The organism is Pseudalkalibacillus decolorationis (genome assembly GCF_024609785.1).
Classification (GTDB): Bacteria; Bacillota; Bacilli; order Bacillales; family Fictibacillaceae; genus Pseudalkalibacillus; species Pseudalkalibacillus decolorationis.
On record NZ_JANHJQ010000003.1, the window covers coordinates 90227 to 111458 of the forward strand.

Genomic DNA, 21232 nt, shown 5'->3' on the forward strand with positions numbered 1-21232 from the left:
TGAAAATTGTCTTTCATTTGAGCAATGAAGGAAAATATTGGGTCGGGCATCAAGAGAAATGTCCAACATCAGGCCAATGAAGGACAAAACTGAGTTGGGGAACATGAAAATTGTCCTTCATTTGAGCAATGAAGGACAATATTGGGTCGGGCAACAAGAGAAATGTCCAACATCAGGCCAATGAAGGACAAAACTGGGTTGGGGAAGATGAAAATTGTCCTTCATTTAAGCTATGAAGGACAAAACAGGTTGGGCAACAAGGAAAATGTCCTTCATCTGGGTTATGAAGGACAAATCCTTATATGACTTGAGTGGTGAAAAAACATGCGAATGAACAAGTGATTTGACCTGTTATTTCCTGTTTAGCACTCCGCAAGTAAACCCGTTAAATAAGCTTCACCCTGTTTATTATCTCACACAATAAAAATCCAATAGGACCTAAAAATAGCACATGAAAAAAGGAACTACTAGTTCTTATTAGAACCAATAGCTCCTTTGAAATATTTGAATCAAATGAAAGCACTTTAGTAATTAGGACCCCAGCCAATCATAACACCGATTGTTAGAATAATAATGGATATAGCGTACCAAATGCCGATAAGTGGTAACATAAATTTAACCCATTTCGTCCAGGGAACGCCTCCTATTGCCAAACATGCCAATAATACGCCTGAAGCCGGTGTAATACTGTTCATAAATCCGTCTGACAATTGGTATGCCGTAACTGCAACCTGTCTTGGGATTTCCATAAGGTCTGATAACGGTGTAAGAATTGGCATCATAACAACCGCGTTTCCACTACCAGAAGATACAAGTAAAGCAAATAGAGAATTACCGAAAAACATTGCAATTGCTCCAAATACGGAGGAAAAAGGTTCCATTGCAATTGCAAGCCAATGCACAATTGTGTCTAAAATTTTTCCATTTTGCATCACTAGAACGATTGCACGTGCGAATCCGATAATGAGTGCGCCGTATACAAGTTTTCTAGCACCGCCCATAAATTCTTTTACAACATCATCAGGTGACATTTTAGCAATAATACCAGTTCCTGCTGATATAATTAAAAAGATGGCGGCCATATGATTCAGGGACCATCCTAACTTCAACGCACCGAGAATGTAAATTACGATAGCAACAACTACAAAGCTCAAAATAAGTTTATGTTTTCCAGTGAATTCAAGTCGTACATTTTCCTTAACCTCGACATCCGTTTCAGGAAATCTTGTCGCCCCCATCAGACTCTTCGTGGGATCACTTTTAACCCTTTTGATATAAAGACAAATATAGGCCAGTGTGACTGCCAGTATAACCACATAAATAATAATACGGAAAACAATTCCTGAGTATAAAGGTAAATCAGCAACCTCTTGTGCCAACAGGACAGTGAAGGGACTCATAAAGGATGTATTAAATCCAACGTATGCCGTCAGCTTAATCATTGCAACACCAGCAATAGCATCAATATCCAATGCCCTTGCTAGAATGATTCCAATTGGGATAAAGGCGATAACAGCATTGGCTATTGCCCCCGTTAACCCTCCAATAGAAAGTAATACCCCTACAAAGATAATAAGTAAGTACTCTCTATTTTTCGTTTTATTTACTGCTCTCATAATGGATGCATTGATAGCTCCTGTTTTTTCGATTACCGCAAAGGTACCACCAATGATTAAAACCAGAAAAATCATCCCAGCAGTTTCAACCAAACCATCTGGAATAGATAAAAAGAAGTCCATTATACCAGTGGGGTTTGATTCTACCGCATGATAACTATTTGGTACAACAGTTGTCATGTCTCCATTCTTTTCTCGATCAAATGACCCAGCTGGCAATATATACGTAGCAATTGCAACTAACAGCATGATTCCAAGCATTATAATATACGCGTCAGGCATATTAAATCGCTTTTTATTTTTTAGTGAAGAAGCTTTATTTTTTGACATATAAAAAGTTACCCCTCTTTCTTTGAATTTTTTGAAAATTTCTTTTAGAAGTCCTCCTCCCTCCTTAAAGGTAATTCCCGATCTCCTAATCGTCGTAATTTTTTGGATTATAGGAAAATTGAGAAAAGTATGATGTTGTGGTAAATTATAATAAAGTATTTCCTTTATTTCAATACTTTTTTGAATCTTATCCTTTTATTTTAGGAGGCTTTAATGTCAACATTCTTTGAAAGAATAGATCAAAATTACGAAACTCTTTCCAAAGGGTTAAAAAAAGTGGCTGAGTATTTGTTAAAGGAACCTACAGCATTTGCAGCTAACTCAGCGGAAAAGGTTGGTAAAGCAATCGATGTAAGTGAAACAATGGTGATTAGATTATGCCGTACATTAGGATACAGTGGTTATAGTGAACTCCAACAAGAGGTTCGGGAACATGTTTTTGAACAAAAAAGGATCTTTCAAAATTATGGATCAACAAACTCGAATGAAAAGGAACTTCCTTTTCATGAACAAGTGATGAAATACGACCAAATTAATATTGAGATTTCAGCTAAAAATGTATCAGAAGACACATATAGACAAGCAATTAATTACTTGTCCTACGCTGATCGAGTAATCGTTTCTGGTTTGCGTTATACGTTTTCTATGGCACATTGGCTCACATATGCGCTTAACTCGATTGGAATAAACGCTCACCTGTTTCGTCCTGATTTAGATGCCCATCTTGAAACAGGTTCAGAAAAACATATCCTGATCGCCTTTTCTTTTCATGCCTATTCCATCGAAACATTGTTGCTTGCAGAAGAGGCCAAGGAACGAGGATGGATCGTTATTGGTATTACTGATTCCAGTATTGCCCCCATCTCCGAATATGCAGATTTGTTGTTTACAGTGCATTTTGCTGATAGGTCCCATTCAGAGACTGCACCAATTGTTTTTTCCATGCTGAATGCACTCGTTTCTGGTGTTTCCTTGCAAGAACCAGAACGTACAAAACAAAATAAAGAAATCACCGAAAAAGATCGTTTAAAGAATATATTCAAACTGTAACGCTTTTTTGCACTGTTCTCGTGCTCAGCAGTTAGAGGAGGGCCGTCATGAGGGCGGCAAAAGGTTTTGTGGAAATTGAAAAAACCAACCGTACTTAGCGGTGATTAGAATTTTGGAAAATACCCTATTACTATGGCTTAGTAGGGTATTTTACTTTTTCTCATGCGAACCGTATCATTAGTAATGGAAAATTGCAGAATAAAACATGACATTAGGCCGCGGACGAAAGTAGGTGAAACCATGAATGCTAGGCAAAAGGAAATCCTCCGAATTCTATTTACTCATTCTGATGAATATAGGTTAGTGAAAAAGTTTGCGGAGAGTTTGGATTGTTCGGAAAAGACGGTTCGAAATGATTTGAAACGGATTCAACAGTACTTGGAGGAACATTCAACCGCCGTACTCGTGCGTAAACCAGGCCTTGGTGTTCATTTAGAAATTGACGATAGTGAAAAGACAAGATTGTTCAAGAAAATACATTTCGACCGTTTTCCAGTTAAAGAACAAGGTGATGAAGAAAGAATCATTCAGATTGCCTACTACCTTTTGATGAATACAAAACCAGTTACTGTTCAGGACCTTCTGAGCAGATATTTTGTAAGTAAAACGATGATCAAAAAAGACCTTGATAAAATAGAGGCATGGATGGGTAGGCAAGATCTAGTTTTAGTTAGTAAACAAAAAGTAGGTTTGACTGTGGAGGGTACGGAGAAAAACCGTAGACTAGCACTAGCTCGATTATCTGAGTTGATCAGCAATATAGAACTTACGCATCAATTTATAAAAAAGCAGTTCTCCACACATGAAGTGACGATTGTTCAAAATGAATTAGCAGAGCTTCAAAAGAAACAATCGTTGTATTTTACTGATGAGACGTTTGACCGGTTATTGTTACATACGCTCCTTATGATCAAAAGGGCAAAGCTGAAACAAACGATATCCATTTCTGAAGAGGAGATCTCTTTCTTGAAGGATAAAAAGGAATATATATGGGTCATTGAATTTCTCAAGAAACTGGAATCATTTTTTTCTGTTCGTTTTCCAGAAGAAGAGAGGGTCTATTTAGGATTGCATTTTCTTGGGGGGAAGATTCGTTATCTACATGAAAATGGAAAAGATAAGACAGATGAACTGACGGAGCATAATCCCGTTCTTTCAATGGTGCTATATCAATTGATCGATGACATGTCTGAGTTGAATATGATTGACTTCAATGAGGACACGGAGTTGATCAACGGACTGACGGTTCACCTATATACAACGTTGAATCGCTTGAAACATAACCTTCCCGTAACCAATCCAATGCTCCATGACATTAAGAAAATGTACCCTTACATGTTTGATACGATCATTCATGTGTTAGAAGAGATCAATCAAATGACATCCTTGGAAATTCCAGAAGAAGAAGCGGCCTATTTGACTTTGCATTTTCAAGCGTCGATCGAAAGACTGAAAGATGATGATCGGAACATGAAAGATGCGGTGATCGTTTGTCATATGGGAATCGGAATGTCTCAGCTATTACAGACGAAAATAGATCGGAAATTCCATTCAGTGAATGTGATCGCATGTATCGCAAGGTCTGAACTAAAGCACTTTTTGGAAAAACACCCTGTTGACCTTGTGATCAGTACTGTTTCACTTCCAGAATTGGATGTTCCACATGTTGTCATCTCACCTCTATTAGAAGCATCTGATGAAGAGCGGCTAGAGCAGTTGGTGAAACGTCTTGACAATCCGATTTATGATGATTCAAAGGAATCTGTTCTTTTACATTACGTCAATCCATTTTTAGTATTTTTACAAATGGAAGAAACAGATCGGTATGAGATCATCAATAAATTATCGGACTCTCTTTATGAGAAAGGTTATGTAGAGAAGGAATATACCCCCAATTCGATTATCAGGGAGCGGATGTCAGCGACAACAATCGGTTCAGGCATTGCGATTCCGCACGGTCATCCAAGTTTTATCAGACAATCAGCCATTGCAATCGCTACTTTAAAAGAACCGATCAAATGGGGTACTGAACATGTATCGCTTATCTTTATGCTGGCAGTCAAGAATGATGGACATGAGGATATCAAACGGTTATTTGTTGAAATCTCCCAAATCAGTGAGCAGCCTGAATTGATACAAAAGCTGATTAAAGAAACAGATATCATGAATTTCTTATCCCATTTGAACCATTGAGGAAGCAAGGTGATCGAGCCTTGCTTTTTATTTTACGGATAAAAAGGTATTAAATTTGGATGCATAGATGCAATGTCTAGCTCCAGCGCACGGTGCGCAGATCGTCGCTTCGAATCTTCCACAAACAAAAAAAAGCGTGTTGTGAATTTATAAGTTGACCTGGAGGTGTTGTCTTTTTGACATTTGTAGTGGGCATTTTGATGACGTATTGGACAATTACGAGGAATAAATCGAAGGAACGTCCACTTAACGATGTAAAGTTCATCCGTTGCAACCCAATTAAGTGGGAAAGTCAAATAACGTTTGAGTTGAGATGCCTTTTTGGGGATTTAATATGCTTTAACCTCCATCCAAAACATTAATTAAACTATGGAATCCGTTATATCGGCCACGGATTGAATTATTTCGGCCACGCGTCTGATATTTCGGTCACAGATTGAATTATATCGGTCACGGAATCCGATATATCGGCCACGAAAAGTAAAATAGTCCCATTTTGCGCTTGATTCCTTGATGAAAAAATTTTAAACTCCTAATGTACAAGAAAATGAACGGATTCCCCACACGATGGCCGATCCGTTTCTTTCTTAGGTGGTTATAGGTGAGAAAGTATGAAACTTTGTTGTATAGATTAAGGGCTTTGAGCTTTTCTTTTACATGTATAAAAAGTATAAATACTTTCTATAGTATAAGTTCAACTACGGCTCTGACTTCGCCTAAAGGCTTGGCAATCACCGAGTTTTCTTTTAAAAAACAAATTTACCGGAAGTTGCGGAAGTAAAAAGAACTTTTACAACTTTCGTTTCACTGTATAGTAGATGTAAGCGGTTGCGAATAGATTCAGGAGGTTGTGAAAAATGAAATTATTAGCGATTACATCGTGCCCCAATGGGATAGCACATACGTATATGGCTTCAGAAAATCTTCAAAAAGCAGCAAACGAATTAGGAATTGAAATGAAGGTTGAAACCCAAGGTTCGATCGGGGTTGAAAATGAGTTTACCGAAATCGAGATACAAGAAGCAGATGGAATCATTATCGCAGCTGATAAAGCGGTCAACAAAGATCGATTTATCGGGAAAAAGGTTCTGATTGTCGGGGTCCAAGACGGGATCCGCAAGCCTGAGCAGTTGATCAAAAAGGTCATAAGTGGAGATGTCCCAGTCTATCAACCAAGATCCAATTCGGAATTGCCGACAAAATCGAAGAAAAAGGAAAATCCGATATACCGCCACTTGATGAATGGGGTTTCTTACATGGTTCCTTTCATTGTTGTCGGTGGGTTGTTGATTGCGATCGCCTTGACGCTTGGTGGAGAGAAAACGCCAGGAGGTCTCGTGATACCAGAAGATTCATTCTGGAAACACATCGAAGCGATCGGTGGCGCATCCTTCACCTTCATGGTACCGATTTTAGCAGGATTCATTGCCTATAGTATTGCGGATCGGCCAGGTATAGCTCCTGGTGTGATTGGAGGCTATATAGCAGCGAATGGAAGCTTTTATGGAAGTGAAGCTGGTGCCGGCTTCATCGGCGGGATCATCGCCGGTTTCTTAGCTGGTTATGTTGCATTAGCTATTAAAAGGATCAAAGTTCCAAAAGCAGTTCAACCGATCATGCCGATCATCATTATTCCGGTCATTGCATCATTAATTGTCGGACTAGCGTTTGTGTTTCTGATTGGAGCTCCTGTTGCACAAGTATTCGAAGTATTGACAGCATGGTTAGCAGGAATGCAAGGGACAAGCTCTATCTTATTAGCACTGATTCTCGGTGCGATGATTTCCTTTGATATGGGTGGTCCGGTCAATAAAGTCGCCTTTCTATTCGGTTCGGCAATGATCGGGGAAGGAAACTATGAAATCATGGGTCCGATCGCAGCGGCCATTTGTATTCCACCGATCGGAATGGGGCTTGCTACGTTTATTAATAAAAAGAAATACCAAGAAACGGAAAGGGAAGCTGGAAAAGCAACATTTACGATGGGATTATTCGGTATAACAGAAGGTGCGATCCCTTTTGCAGCCCAAGACCCATTGCGTGTCATTCCAAGCATCATGGTCGGTTCGATGACAGGATCAGTGATTGCGATGATTGGCCATGTCGGGGACCGGGTCGCACACGGCGGACCAATTGTTGCCGTACTCGGTGCAATAGATAATGTGTTCATGTTCTTTGTTGCGGTGATTGCCGGGGCCATTGTAACTGCTCTAATGGTCAACGTTTTGAAAAAAGATGTTGAACCAGAGAGCACACCTATTGAAGAAAACGCCCAAGAAGAACAAGAACCTTTAGAAACCATTCCAGAGCAAAACGTAGTGAAAACTGAGGAAATCAATAAATTGACGGATATTACAACTTTAGATCTTGTTGATATTGATTTAGTAGGTGCAACCCGTGATGAAGTCATTGATGAAATGATTCAAAAGCTGGATAAAGCCGGTTACCTATCGTCCATAACGGATTTTAAAGAAGTGATTTTAAATCGTGAAAAGGAAAGCACAACAGGGATCGGAATGAACATTGCCATTCCACATGGTAAATCGGATGCTGTCAAGAAACCTAGTGTCGTGTTTGGACTTAAGCGGAATGGCGTAGATTGGAATAGTCTCGATGGAACAGATGCCAAATTGATTTTCATGATTGCTGTTCCGAAACAAAGTGAAGGAAACGAACATTTGAAAATCCTTCAACTGCTTTCTCGCAAATTGATGGATGAATCCTTCAGAGGACAATTGTTGAATGTACAAACAAGGGAAGAAGCTTATCAGCTGCTAGAGAAAATTCAATAATGTCAAATAAAAATTGAGGACCTTTTCGTATCGAAATAGGTCCTCAATTTTTACCCTACCCTTATTAAATGGTAAAGTAATTGTGTAAATGCGAATAAACGAGGTGTTAGTTTGTATAATGAACCTATCTTTTTGAAACCAGTATTTAAAGACCGGATTTGGGGCGGGACAAAGCTAAGAGAAGCCTTTGGTTACGAAATTCCAACTGAAACGACAGGTGAATGTTGGGGGATTTCCGCTCATCCGAACGGACCGAGTGAAGTATTGAATGGCCCATTGGAAGGTAAAACGCTTAATCAGGTGTGGGATAAGCATCCAGAATTATTTGGAAATCAAGAAGGAGATGAGTTTCCCTTACTTGTTAAGATTTTAGATGCAAAAACTGATTTATCCGTTCAAGTCCATCCGGATGATACGTATGCTCAAAAAGTAGAGAGTGAGCCGTACGGAAAGACAGAATGCTGGTACATCATCGACTGTGAACCAGGAGCGGAACTCGTTTATGGGCACCATGCCAAGTCGAAAGCGGAGTTTGGAAAAATGGTAGAAGAAAATCGTTGGGATGATCTACTTAGAACTGTAACGATCAAACCCGGGGATTTTGTCTATGTACCGAATGGAACGATTCATGCGATTGGTGCAGGAACTATGATCCTTGAGACACAGCAAAGCTCTGATGTAACGTACCGTGTTTATGATTACGATCGCCGTGATGCAGCCGGGAATACACGGGAGCTTCATATTGAAAAATCTATTGATGTCGCTATGATTCCACATGAAGATGCGGCATTTGATCCTGTAGAAAACTCGTTTGATGGATTAAATGAGCAAAAGCTGATCCAAGAGGATTATTTTACGGTTTATCGGTGGGAATTGAATGGAACAGTAGACCAATATGATAATCCGGCGTATTTGCTTGTAAGTGTGCTTTCAGGCAATGGTGAGGTCAGGACGGATGGGGAAGCATCTACCTTTAACAAGGGTGATCATTTCATCATACCATCCACCGTAAAACGTTTTTCCTTAAAGGGTGACGCAGAATGTATTGTGTCGCATCCGACTATATAATTCCATGATCCATCCTGTTTGCCAAAACTGATACCGGTTTTGGCTTTTTTTACACGTTAAGAAAGTATAAAAATACTTTCTATAGTATAAGTTCAACTACGGCTCTGACTTCGCCTAAAGGCTCGGCAATCGCCGAGTTTTCTTTAGTTTTGGAAACTTGATTTACGTAACATTCTAAAGTGAGGGGTGTGTCGAAAAAAGAAAGCGGACTATAGTCTTTCTCTACCCGAATGGTGTCATTTATGCAATGTAAATTCCGCGAACATTTCCACGGAAATTGCGATTCATGGAGATTCATGACAACTAAACATCTTAAATACGACGTTGTTTTTATATTTCAGTTGATGAGTCTGATTCATCTAGAACACTGACAAGGCTTTTATTAGATGGGTCCCCTAGAATTTTTTTTGAATAAAGCCACGTGTATAGAATCGTCACCTCGACAATGAACAAAAGCTTAGATCCCTTTCATAACATCCTAGGCGTCCCTTTAAGTGCCCACACAATTTTGACACCTTATAGGGTTAGAGAAGTATTTTGATAAATATAATAAATTGAACGTGATAAAAAGGGGAGAAAACAATGGGATATAAATCATGGATGTGGATTGGGACCATTTTATTACTTTTAGGTATTTATGTGTTTATGATTAATGATGGCCCTGATAAAGAAGTGAGCACGATTGTTGATGATGATGATTACAGTTCTGCTGAGGAAAAAAGGGCATTAGCAGAGCAAGAGGTTACCGATACCTTCACTGATGAAACTAGCGAACCTGTTACTGTTGAAATGGATACCGACGATGATGTAAATACAAACGTTATGTACATGAATGGTGATCAGTGGAACAGCTTAACTGACAATCAAAAGTTTCATGGTATATCTAATCTTATGTACGAACTTTCAGAAAGCCAGGGATGGACGTTTGAATTTACAGAATCAGAGTATATAGAGGTCATCAACAGTCACTTTTCTAACCCCGACTACTCAGAACATGAAGTAGGTGCTATTTTTATTACTATTAAAACCCTAGAGGATTCACAGTAAAGCATCTTAACGTTTACTTTTTGTTTTATCTAAAATTTCCCCCAGTTAAAAATAAGCTACTTTTCTATGTTCTGGATTGTATTGTATTTTTTAAAATTAAAAGGACGATAGTAAGTAAAGAGGCCTTGACAAGTTAATGCTTGATTAAAGGCCTCTTAAATATTTTTATATTGACTCAATCCCTACTCATCATCCCGCAAATAATACAATCCAAACTCCAAATCCGCTTTCAAATGTTCCACAATAAGCTTTTCAGCCCGTTCAGTATCTCTTTCTTTTATAGCCGTAACAATCTCTTTATGCTCATCGATCAAACCTGGGCGTTTATAACTTAGTACTGTTTTTCGGAATAAATAGATGATCGACTGCATTTGATTGAAGTATTCAATCATCATTTTATTTTTTGTCCCATTTACAATTTTCTCATGGAATGACTTGTTGACATCCATTTTTGCTTCAAGTTCTCCAGAATATCCAATTTCCACATAGTTTTCTAATTCTTCAATGTCTGACGGTGAAAAAAATTGTGTGGCTTTAGCGACAGCAAACTTCTCGATCAAGATTCTCATTTCAAAAATATCTTGGTAATCTCTTTCTGTCGGATTCGCGATTCGATTATTATCGATTAACTTCTCTTGTTCTAATCTTCTAATTGCCTCTCTTACCGGTGTACGACTAATTCCTAATGTATTGGCTAAATTAGTCTCGGTAATCTTTTCACCTTTCTTTAAATCACCGTTAAAAATCATATCTCGTAAGGTTTCATATGTTTTTTCATTTTTACTATTCTCCATTGGTACACCCCATTTGTTATTCCGTTTATTATTATACAATATTTCACTCATAACAAAACCTATCTCAAAAATGTATACAAATTATACTTATTTGTATACAAAATATTCATAATAGTATACAATGCCAATATAATCGAAGTTGAAAACGTTTACTCGGAGGTAATTTACATGAAAGTCGGATTTATTGGATTAGGAATTATGGGGAAACCGATGGCGAGTCATTTGATCAAAGATGGCTTTGAAACGAATTTACTAGATTTAAACCTAGATGCTGTTAATGAATTAGCTGAATTAGGCGGTCATCCATGTAACTCAAATAAGGAAATTGCGGAAAAATCGGATGTCATCATTACCATGCTCCCGTCCGCAAAACATGTTTCGCGGGTCTTATTTGATGATGACGGGATTGCAAAAAATGGTCGACCGAATACGATCATCATCGATATGAGTTCCGTATCACCAGAGGATGCTAAATCTTTTTCTAAACAACTGAAAGAATATGAAATGTTTATTTTAGATGCACCTGTCAGTGGTGGGGAACCAATGGCAATTGAAGGAAAGCTATCCATTATGGTAGGTGGCGATGAAAAACACTTTAATCATGTATTACCATTATTTGAATCCATGGGGGAAAATGTCATTCATGTTGGAGAAAATGGTGCTGGTTCAACCGTTAAATTAGCCAACCAAATCATCGTTAACGTTAACATTGCTGCATTATCTGAAGCGGTTGTACTCGCAAGTAAATCAGGGATCGATTTAAATAAAATGTTCGATGCGATTCGTGGGGGATTAGCTGGTAGTGCCGTTATGGAAGCTAAAATGCCGAAAATCATTTCTCGAGATTTTGAACCAGGTGGTCGAATTGACATCAACTTCAAAGATTTGAATAATGTACTATCTTCAGCAAATGTGGTAGGTGTACCTTTACCGATTACAAGTCAGGTGAAAGAAATTTTCAATTCGGAAATTGTTAACGACAATGCTGGTAAAGATCATTCCTATATTATTGACTACTTCGAGAAACTAGCAAACTTTCAAACACCGAGAGGAGGAAAAAAATAAAATGAATCCGGCAATTCTGAACAACTATCCAGAATACGATCTTTCTGGACTAAAATGCATATACGATGATGCGATGAAGCAGTTCAATCATAAAATCATTGTACTTGACGATGACCCGACAGGTATACAGAAAGTGCATGATATTCATGTATATACGAATTGGGACGAAGCTTCCATTATCGATGGATTTAAATCGGATGAGCAAATGTTTTTTATCCTTACAAATTCAAGGGCTTTTTCTAAACAGAAAACGAAACAAGTCCATGAAACGATTACAAAACGAATTGAAAAGGCTTCCAAGCAATTCAATCAGCCTTTTATCATCATTAGCCGTAGTGATTCAACACTTAGAGGGCACTTTCCTCTTGAAACACAAACCATCAATGAAACATTGGAATCAACATCGGACGGAGAAATCATCATTCCATTTTTTAAAGAGGGTGGAAGGTACACGATCGACAATATTCATTATGTCGAAATGAATGATGAATTAGTGCCAGCAGATGAAACGGAATTTGCTAAAGATCGGACGTTTGGATTTCAAACGAGTCACTTAGGTGAATATGTAGAAGAAAAGTCAAATGGAACGTTCAAAAAAGAAGATGTAACCTACATCGATCTAAATGATTTACGTTCACTCAACATTGAAAAAATAACGAACCAACTAATGAATGTAAACAAGTTTAATAAAGTTGTCGTAAATGCGATTTCAGATGATGACTTGAAAGTTTTTGCTATTTCACTTATTAAAGCACTTACAACCGGGAAACGATTTTTATTTAGAACAGCAGCTTCATTTACAAAAGTGATTGGCCACGTCTCCGATCAAGCTCTTTTATCAAAGGACGATATGATTAAGACGAACAGTACATCTGGTGGTTTAATCATCGTCGGTTCTCATGTAAACAAAACCACACAACAGTTGAATGAGTTATTGAAATTGGAAGCAGTAAAACCGATCGAGTTCAATAGTGATCTCGTTTTAGATGAACGTAAATTTGAAAAAGAAATCAATGAACGAATTGTCGAAGTTGATTCAACGATTAATCAAGGTCAAACCTGTGTGATTTTTACAAAGAGAAAGCGGTTGGATTTAGGTGAGGGAATGGCTGAAAAAGAATTAGAGCTATCCGTAAAAATTTCAGATGGGCTGACTAAAATCATTCAATCCCTAACCTGTAAGCCTAAATATATTATCGCTAAAGGTGGTATTACATCAAGCGAAATTGGTACAACTGCACTAGATGTAACAAAAGCACTTGTACTAGGACAAGCATTACCAGGCATCCCAGTATGGAAAACAGATCGCAGCAGCAAATACTCAAATATGCCATATGTCATCTTCCCAGGTAATGTTGGGAAAGTTACGGATTTATATACGATAGCGAAAAACTTAGAATAATTAAATCATAGGGGGAGAGTTTCATGGTAACAGGCAATTTATTAATCGGGATTTTTATTGCTTCATTGCTTTTATTATTCTTTTTGATATTAAAAGCAAAGCTTGAACCATTTGTAGCGTTAATTGGGATAGCGTTTTTAACAGCATTAGTAGTAGGATTTCCAATTGATGAAGTTTCTCAAATTGTTGCAAGTGGATTTGGTGACACGCTTATCAGTGTTGGTATTTTAATAGGTTTAGGAGTCATATTCGGCCAATTTCTTGCAGCATCAGGTGCTGTTGAAAAAATTGCTCAAGCGATTCTTAACGTGTTTGGTGTGAAAAAGTCTCCAGCAGGGATTGCATTGACAGGTACAGCGGTTTCTATCCCAGTATTTTTCGATGCGGCATTCGTTATTTTAAGTGGATTAATTAAAAGTTTATCTAAAAAAACAGGAATACCTGCAGTTACATTTGTAACCGCTTTAGCCGTTGGTTTGATCGTCTCCCACAGTACGATCATCCCAACTCCAGGACCGATGATCGTTGCCGAAAATACAGGGTCTGATTTGGGATTATTCATCATATACGGCCTTATCATCGCAATCCCAGCAACACTTGTCGGTGGTTACTTATATGGAATGTTTATTGGAAAACGAATCAAAGTCGACAAGGATGTAGAAGTGGAAGCAGTTGAAACACAAACGTATAAAAAAGAAATCTCGACAGGCCTTTCCTTCTTCATGTTAGGGTTACCTATCTTACTTATCGTGGGGAATACCGTTACCCAAATGGTTGCACCTGGCTCATTGCTAGCCACGATCTTTACGTTCATTGGTGACAAAAATGTCGCTTTATTCATCAGTGTTATCGTTGCCATTATTGTTTTAAAACCATATATTTCAGAGAATTACGGCACATTATATAGTGAAGCAGTCAACTCAGCAGGAGTTATCCTACTGATCACGGGTGCAGGTGGTGCTTTTGGGGAAGTTATCAATCAAAGCGGAATCGGTGATCACTTGATTACCGTGATGCAAGGCTGGAATATCCATATCTTCTTACTTGCATTCATTTTCACACAAATTTTAAGAGCATCACTCGGATCAGCAACCGTGGCTCTTGTAACAACATCCAGTATCTTAGGGCCACAAGTCGCAGCACTCGGTATCTCGCCTGTTCTACTTGGTCTTGCCATTTGTGCCGGTGCAATTGGATTGTCCTTACCTAACGACTCAGGATTCTGGGTGGTTAACAAATTCGGTAATCTCACAATCCCTCAAACTATGAAAACATGGACACTTGGAGGATTCGTCGCTGGATTGACAGCTCTTGCAGTTGTGTATGTGTTGTTCTTGTTGTCACCAGTACTGCCGGGAATATAAGAAAAGTGGAAGCGCCCGCTAAATACTGAAAATGAAAATAATAAAACGCCATGTCATTCAAAAGCCATGGCGCTCACATTTAGAAAGTGGCATGGGTCTTACGGTCGACAACCGAACTTTGTTGGGGAACAGAGATCAATTCGCAAACTTATATATTTCAAATGAAAACCTCCAAAACTACTTCATTGGTTTTGGAGGTTTTCATATAAGAGCTTAATCTTGGTTTTGTACTTTTCATTGATAGATGACAGGGGTTTATTATTGTGGTTCAGTTGGGAGGTCCACGCTGGTATACCTTCACTATCTTCATCGGTACTTGCATTGGATTTTACGATCTGCTCGGAAATCAAATTTGTTTCCGAACGTTCCGAATTAAAACGCTCTCCATCTATATTAATAATTGAAAAAGGTTTTGCTATTTCTTTAGTTGGTTCTTCAGTTAAAAAACGAAGTCCAAATAATAATGGACCAAGAACCATAACGATTGTTAAGAATAAAGGGGCTATAGTGTCCATTTAATATTTGTTAATATAGATGCTTGAGCATAGAACCATATAGCTATTTTAAATGACATTATTTGATCAATAGATCCTAACAATTGCGTCAACGTTCCCAATTATATGTATTTTGTTGAGACTTAATAAATACTTTTTAGCTTTTAGCCTATATAATTGGTATAATTAAGGAAAAGAAAGCGGTGACACTAATGCCAATAAAGGAATATAAAGTAACAGCTGATGACTTCAATGCGAATGATAAAGTAAGTCGTATATTGGAGAGATTTAGAGGTGAAATAACCATCATTGGTGATGAAGCTGAAAATGGAGGTGTTGAAGATATGAAAAATAAGGATCATAAAAAAGAAATTCAGGAGAGTTTAGATATCATTGATCGTATTAGAAATAGAGGGAAAAAAATGAATAAAGAAGCCATTGCTGAATTATATAAAATTGGAGATAAAACTGATGAGGACTGGGGGAATAACGATATTGAATAAAGTTATTTATGATACCAATTTTTATAATGATCTTTCCATTCAATATCCTGAAGTGGTAGAAGCATTTATTAGTAATGCAAAACAAAATGCAACTGTTATTATGCCGTCTATACTAGAACATGAACTTTTATCTTATTCCAGGTATGAAGAAAAAGAAGTTACAAAGGCACAAATAGACGATTATATTAGTCTTGCTAAAAACAACATTATTCCTCTAACAAGGGAAATTGCACAAGAAGCAGCTAGGATAAGAAGATATCTTAGAATAAACCACCAAAAAAGACTTAAAGCACCTGATTCAATTATAGCTGCTACTGCAATAGTAGAAAATGCTACTCTTTTTAGTAATAATGATTTAGATTTTAAACTTATACAGAATGAACTTCAACTTTCCTATGAAAATCCGGTCTTAGATCAACTTGACTTACAGAAATTCCGGGAAAAACTTAAAGAAGGAAAGTAATCTCTGCAGAACGATTGAAAATTAACTTATCTAATAGCCACAAAATCCTCCTCTTATTACATTCCGCATACAATTCATTTCTAATCATTTTAAAGTCCAGTAAAAATACCTGTCGAATTACTTCATTCCTTTGAAAAGGAGTACACTTAAGGATAATAGGAACATTTATTTATGACGTTGTGAACAGTTCAAATGAAAAAATTGGTTCTCACTAGAGTTTCCAAAACAATAGAAAAAGGCGATTAAGTACTCACCTTTATTGTTGTTGATGACAAGGGCAACCCAATAAAATCGCTGTACCATTTTGCCGCTTCAATCATTCCCTCTTCCGAATCACCAGGTTGTATGAAGGGATTGAGTGTTATGTCGATAGAGTTTTTCTTAATCGTCCGTTCCCAGGTACCGACGATTTGGCCACCGACGACAATTGTTGGTAGAAACACACCGTTTTTACCTGGGACCACTTTTGGTGCATGTTCTACGTCCAGCACGGCACCTCGGTCTTTGTAGCCGAGCAGATATTCATCAAAACCTGGAAGTAGATGGACACTAGATTTATCATCCGCTTTATGACTCTGGGCATTAGTTGCCATCCAGTGTTCTTTACCATTTATCTTTTCTGAAATTAGTTCTGGTTTTACTACCTCAAGTCCTAGTCTAGCATCGGTGACCGTTAATCCTGCCCACCAAGCGAAATCGTGAATGGTTGCTGGCCCATGGCTTGCAAAATAACGCCTGGAGAGCTCGGCAAGTGATTCCTCCCGGGATAACTCTTTAGAATTGGGTGCCCATTCATCCAGCAGGACAAAAGTTTGCTGTTTGTCTTGCATCGGACCTTGGCAAATCAAGCCAGTCTGAGATGTGTACCACAAGATATGATAACCGCGTTGATTCTTGGTACTAATATCTGCGTCCTCCAGTAATTTCATCATGTTTGGACGAGATAATCGGTTTCCACCTTTCAGCGCGTTATAAAAAAGCTCCTTACAACGTTCCATGATTTTATCGTCAAGTTCAAGTTGCTCCATCCTTCGCTTATCCTTAGCTAGCATGCGTTGAACTGAAAGCTTCAGCATCCATTTAGCATCTTCTGGCGGCACAAAATGAATTGTACCTCGCATCGGCCAAGTCCTGATGATCTTTCTGTCAGCTATGGCTTGCTCGATATTCGTAATTGTCCCGGATTGCATGCGAAGGCCAATCCCCCACAATGACTGCGAATAATTTTGTGCCTGAATAGCACCCATCCATTTAACCACCTCTTCAGGCTTCTCGAACTTCTCACCGTCAATACGGTGATTGAACAATCGTTGAGAGACAAAATCCGTATTATTCACTTGCCATCAGCCCCCATATAAAGTCCTTCTTGCAAAAAAATAATTCCCCATACTTGTGGATCAACTATTACGAATGTCTTGTATTTTTTAAAACTACTATTTACGTTCCTTATGATAAAAATCAATTCATTTGTAGAGGATAGTATATAGAGGTTGTTCAAAAAGTATCCAACTGATAAACGACGAATTTCTACGTTACTCGGTTTTTCCGGACTTGCACATGGACGTGCTGACTTCGACGTTTTCACAGGACGTGAAGTACTTAGTCGAAGTTCCATATGTACCTGCGTCTACAAGTTTATTCTTCGAAGCAGGCTTTCTCGGTGCAACTCGCAGCGTTCATGTAAGCATCGCTCGTCGTTCCGGTCCTCAAAACTGTCGTGCCTTGGGCTCACACGATGTGAGTCAGTTCGACGTTGTTACAGGATGTAACGTATTTAGTCGGACCTCCAATAAGAAAGTCTGATTCGTCTACTTTTTGAACACGCACATATAGTCTATAAAAATTCGATATAAGTTCTTTATTTCCTTTTCACAAAAAAGTTCGATCCTTTAAAACTAAATCTCAAGTGGTGGGGGGTTCTCAAAAAGCGTATGAGTGTCAATCAAAGTAATGGACTATATATAAAGCCTGTTTGGATAACCCCTTTTCATTGGCAGGCTCTTTATATTTTGAGTTAAAGATTTTTTGGTATCGGTGTACCTGTTAATCTATAGTTTTATATAAGTTATTAGGTTATAGTAAACTTAAGAGAATTATGAATATTTTAACTGTTTTCACATTATTAAAAGGGGACTAACTATGAAAGAACAGGACTGTTTATTATTAGTTACAATTTATGAGGAACAAAACATTACCAAAGCTGCTGACCGTTTATTTATCTCTCAACCAGCACTTACTTATCGATTACAACAAATTGAACAAGAGTATGGAATAAAAATACTTAATCGGGAAGGTAACAAAATTCGCTTTACTCTAGAAGGGGAATATTTGGTTGATTTTTCAAGGAAAATGCTTCTTGAATTAAGTAAAATGAAGGACTTTCTCAAAACGATCAAAAATGATACACAGGGTAGGCTCAGAATTGGAGTTTCTAGTAACTTTGCCTTGTATAAACTTCCCCCACTTATAAAGACTTTCATCGAATTAAATCCAAAGGTACAAGTTAAAGTTAGTACTGGTTGGAGCCATGAAATTGTACAATTGTTAAAGAAGAACGAGATTCAAATTGGAATTGTGACTGGCAACTACAATTGGTTTGAAGAAAAAATACTCCTTAATCAGGATCCTATATCGATTATTTCTAAGAAACCAATCGATTTACAAGAACTTCCCTACTTACCAATGATCTTGTATAAGCCTAATAACTTAATTCGAAAAACTCAGAAGCCAACAAACCCTCTATCTGAATTAGTTGAAAATTGGTGGCAAGAAAACTTTAAGGCACCACCAATGGTTAGTATGGAGGTTGATAAAGTTGAAACTTGCAAAGAGATGGTTCAAAACAATTTAGGATATTCGATAATTCCAAAATCATGTTTAACAAATAACGATACATTCTACACACGTGACTTAAATAACGATACTGGGCAACTAATTTATCGTAAAACTTGGTTGATTTTTCGAGAATCATCACTTGAATTAATTACTGTAAATGACTTTGTTGAACATATGAAAAGAGCCATGTGCTAATGGCTCTACCTATAAATCAAATATAGAATAGTGGCAAGATACGAAATGCCCTGGTTCCCTCTCAGTAAAGGACGGAATCTCTTCTTTACATTTATCTGTAGCAAAAGGACATCTATTATGAAACTTACACCCACTCGGTGGATTAACTGGACTTGGAATATCTCCTTCTATAAGATTATTCTGTTTATTTCCCCTAAGCGTTGGATCGAGGATAGGTATAGAAGACAGCAGACCTCTTGTATAAGGATGCATGGGGTTCCTAAATAATTGATCTTTTGTCGTTAGTTCAACTATACTACCTAAGTACATTACTGCAATGCGATTACTAATGTGTTTAACAGCTGGTAAACCATGGGCAATAAAGATATAAGTTAATTGATATTTTCTTTGAAGGTTGGATAATAAATTCAAGATTTGAGATTGAATTGATACATCCAAAGCGGAAATCGGCTCATCACAAACGATTAGCTTTGGTTTTAATGCAAGAGCGCGGGCAATACCAATCCTTTGTCGTTGACCCCCACTAAATTCATGCGGAAAACGATCGGAATATGATACATCTAGTCCTACATCCTCCATTAAATTTAACACCCTTTGTTCTAACTCCTTTCCTTTTACAATTTTATGGGTTATAAGCGGCTCTGCTATGATATCAAATACTCGCATCCTAGGGTTGAGAGACGAAAATGGATCTTGAAAAATCATTTGAAATTCGGATCGTTTTTTCTTTAAATGCTTAGCGTTTAATGTTGTTAAATCAGTTCCTTCTAACAAAATTTTACCTTCAGTTGGTTTCAATAACCCCATGATTAAATTACCTAAAGTTGATTTACCGCATCCGGATTCACCAACAATCCCTAATGTTTCACCCTTATTCACTTTTAGACTGATGCCGTCTACCGCCTTTAAGTATTCCTTTTTCCTACTAAAGATACGGTCGCTAACATCAAAGTATTTTTTTACATCTTCTAAATAAAGCAGTTGGGTATTATCATCTTCAATGTTGCTTTTAAGCGTTTTCTGCATGTAATAAACCCTCCTTCTCATCTTCAAAAAGCCAACATCGAACCCGATTATTTGTTTGTTCTAAATTTTTTAATTGAGGCATTTCCTTTCGACAAATATCTTTTGCTACCGGACATCTTGGGTGGAAGTAACATCCTGTAGGCTTATTTGATGGAGAAGGAACATTTCCTTGAATCGTGTCTAGATTACCTTTATATTCATCTAATTGGAGGGTACTAGCTAATAACCCTCTTGTATACGGATGCTTCGGGTTTGCGAATAAAGTAAATACATCTGCTTCTTCTACAACTTGACCAGAATACATAACAATGACCCGGTCCGCTATTTCAGCAACGACACCTAAATCGTGCGTGATTAATAGAATTGATGTTTGATAGTCTTCAGTTAACTTTTTCATTAATTTTAAGATTTGAGCTTGTATGGTGACATCTAACGCGGTCGTAGGTTCGTCTGCTATTAATAACTTCGGGTTACAAGATAATGCCATGGCAATCATTACTCTTTGTCTCATTCCCCCACTTAATTCGTGTGGATAGGATCGGTATATTTGTTCTCCTCTAGGAATACCAACTTTTTGTAACATCGCAATACTTTGCTTTTTCGCCTTAATTCTCGACATTTTTTGATGGAGAATTAAAATTTCATCAAGTTGATTTCCGATTTTTATAACGGGGTTAAGGGAAGTTAGCGGTTCCTGAAAAATCATTGAAATCTCATTTCCACGTACCGTCCTCATTTCCTTTTCTGTAACTTTTGTTAAGTCTTTACCTTCAAATTGAACCTCTCCATTTACGATCTTTCCGGGAGAATCAACTAATCTCATAATCGAATAGGATGTGACACTTTTACCGCATCCCGATTCACCAACGATTGCAGTCGTTTGTCCTTTATCGATTGAAAAAGAAACTCCATCTACAGACGGAATTGTACCATTATCAGTAAAGAAATATGTTTTCAATTGATTTACTTCTAGTAGTTTATTCATTGAATGCCCT

Annotated in this window: 18 protein-coding genes; 12 read left to right on the plus strand and 6 right to left on the minus strand. The window is 37.7% G+C overall.

What is annotated here, in order from left to right; all coding sequences use genetic code 11:
- Positions 1-524: 524 nt before the first annotated feature.
- Positions 525-1946, minus strand: coding sequence for a YfcC family protein (locus tag NON16_RS04110; protein ID WP_257347334.1), 1422 nt, complete (start codon positions 1944-1946; stop codon positions 525-527).
- A 213-nt stretch (positions 1947-2159) separates the two neighbouring features.
- Here NON16_RS04110 and NON16_RS04115 point away from each other — a divergent pair, with 213 nt between their 5' ends.
- From NON16_RS04115 to NON16_RS04135, 5 genes are all read left to right on the plus strand, one after another.
- Positions 2160-2996 (plus strand): MurR/RpiR family transcriptional regulator, encoded by an 837-nt coding sequence (locus NON16_RS04115; protein WP_257347335.1) that lies wholly within the window; start codon positions 2160-2162, stop codon positions 2994-2996.
- Positions 2997-3236: 240 nt separating this feature from the next.
- A complete protein-coding gene (locus NON16_RS04120; RefSeq protein ID WP_257347336.1) occupies positions 3237-5189 on the plus strand; it encodes a BglG family transcription antiterminator in 1953 nt (650 codons plus the stop codon).
- Positions 5190-6046: 857 nt separating this feature from the next.
- Positions 6047-7981, plus strand: coding sequence for a PTS fructose transporter subunit IIABC (locus NON16_RS04125; protein WP_257347337.1), 1935 nt, complete (start codon positions 6047-6049; stop codon positions 7979-7981).
- A 111-nt stretch (positions 7982-8092) separates the two neighbouring features.
- Positions 8093-9049: a mannose-6-phosphate isomerase, class I gene (manA, locus tag NON16_RS04130; protein WP_257347338.1), complete on the plus strand. Its 957-nt coding sequence runs from the start codon at positions 8093-8095 to the stop codon at positions 9047-9049.
- 582 nt (positions 9050-9631) lie between these two features.
- On the plus strand, positions 9632-10096 hold the full coding sequence (locus NON16_RS04135) for a hypothetical protein (RefSeq protein ID WP_257347339.1): 465 nt from the start codon (positions 9632-9634) through the stop codon (positions 10094-10096).
- Positions 10097-10278: 182 nt separating this feature from the next.
- Here the strand turns inward: NON16_RS04135 and NON16_RS04140 are convergent, their stop codons facing one another.
- Positions 10279-10890 carry a GntR family transcriptional regulator gene (locus NON16_RS04140; protein WP_257347340.1) on the minus strand — a complete coding sequence of 204 codons (612 nt, stop codon included), beginning with the start codon at positions 10888-10890 and terminating at the stop codon, positions 10279-10281.
- A gap of 168 nt (positions 10891-11058) precedes the next feature.
- Here NON16_RS04140 and NON16_RS04145 point away from each other — a divergent pair, with 168 nt between their 5' ends.
- The 6 genes from NON16_RS04145 to NON16_RS04170 all read left to right on the plus strand — a co-directional run bounded on the left by NON16_RS04145 (position 11059) and on the right by NON16_RS04170 (position 16181).
- Positions 11059-11955 (plus strand): 2-hydroxy-3-oxopropionate reductase, encoded by an 897-nt coding sequence (locus NON16_RS04145; protein ID WP_257347341.1) that lies wholly within the window; start codon positions 11059-11061, stop codon positions 11953-11955.
- Position 11956: 1 nt separating this feature from the next.
- Positions 11957-13357, plus strand: coding sequence for a four-carbon acid sugar kinase family protein (locus tag NON16_RS04150; RefSeq protein WP_257347342.1), 1401 nt, complete (start codon positions 11957-11959; stop codon positions 13355-13357).
- Positions 13358-13380: 23 nt separating this feature from the next.
- Complete coding sequence (locus tag NON16_RS04155; protein WP_257347343.1) at positions 13381-14721, plus strand: GntP family permease; 1341 nt, start codon at positions 13381-13383, stop codon at positions 14719-14721.
- A 261-nt stretch (positions 14722-14982) separates the two neighbouring features.
- Positions 14983-15240 (plus strand): hypothetical protein, encoded by a 258-nt coding sequence (locus tag NON16_RS04160; RefSeq protein ID WP_257347344.1) that lies wholly within the window; start codon positions 14983-14985, stop codon positions 15238-15240.
- Between the two features lie 187 nt (positions 15241-15427).
- Positions 15428-15718: a hypothetical protein gene (locus tag NON16_RS04165; protein ID WP_257347345.1), complete on the plus strand. Its 291-nt coding sequence runs from the start codon at positions 15428-15430 to the stop codon at positions 15716-15718.
- Complete coding sequence (locus tag NON16_RS04170) at positions 15711-16181, plus strand: PIN domain-containing protein (protein WP_257347346.1); 471 nt, start codon at positions 15711-15713, stop codon at positions 16179-16181. The genes NON16_RS04165 and NON16_RS04170 overlap by 8 nt, the downstream gene beginning before the upstream one ends.
- Positions 16182-16423: 242 nt before the next feature.
- Here the strand turns inward: NON16_RS04170 and NON16_RS04175 are convergent, their stop codons facing one another.
- Together NON16_RS04175 and NON16_RS04180 are read right to left on the minus strand one after the other, a co-directional pair.
- The gene (locus tag NON16_RS04175) at positions 16424-17518 is read right to left on the minus strand and encodes a winged helix DNA-binding domain-containing protein (protein WP_257347347.1); all 1095 of its coding nucleotides are present in this window, start codon (positions 17516-17518) and stop codon (positions 16424-16426) included.
- Positions 17515-17796, minus strand: coding sequence for a hypothetical protein (locus NON16_RS04180; protein WP_257347348.1), 282 nt, complete (start codon positions 17794-17796; stop codon positions 17515-17517). Before NON16_RS04180 ends, NON16_RS04175 begins: the two co-directional genes overlap by 4 nt.
- A 524-nt stretch (positions 17797-18320) precedes the next feature.
- Here NON16_RS04180 and NON16_RS04185 point away from each other — a divergent pair.
- Positions 18321-19211 (plus strand): LysR family transcriptional regulator, encoded by an 891-nt coding sequence (locus NON16_RS04185; RefSeq protein WP_257347349.1) that lies wholly within the window; start codon positions 18321-18323, stop codon positions 19209-19211.
- 9 nt (positions 19212-19220) lie between these two features.
- On the opposite strand, the gene NON16_RS04190 is transcribed toward NON16_RS04185, so the two are convergent.
- Both NON16_RS04190 and NON16_RS04195 read right to left on the minus strand, forming a co-directional pair.
- Entirely contained in the window at positions 19221-20237 is a 1017-nt protein-coding gene (locus NON16_RS04190) for an ABC transporter ATP-binding protein (RefSeq protein ID WP_257347350.1), read from the minus strand.
- Entirely contained in the window at positions 20221-21222 is a 1002-nt protein-coding gene (locus NON16_RS04195) for an ABC transporter ATP-binding protein (protein ID WP_257347351.1), read from the minus strand. Before NON16_RS04195 ends, NON16_RS04190 begins: the two co-directional genes overlap by 17 nt.
- Positions 21223-21232: the final 10 nt, after the last annotated feature.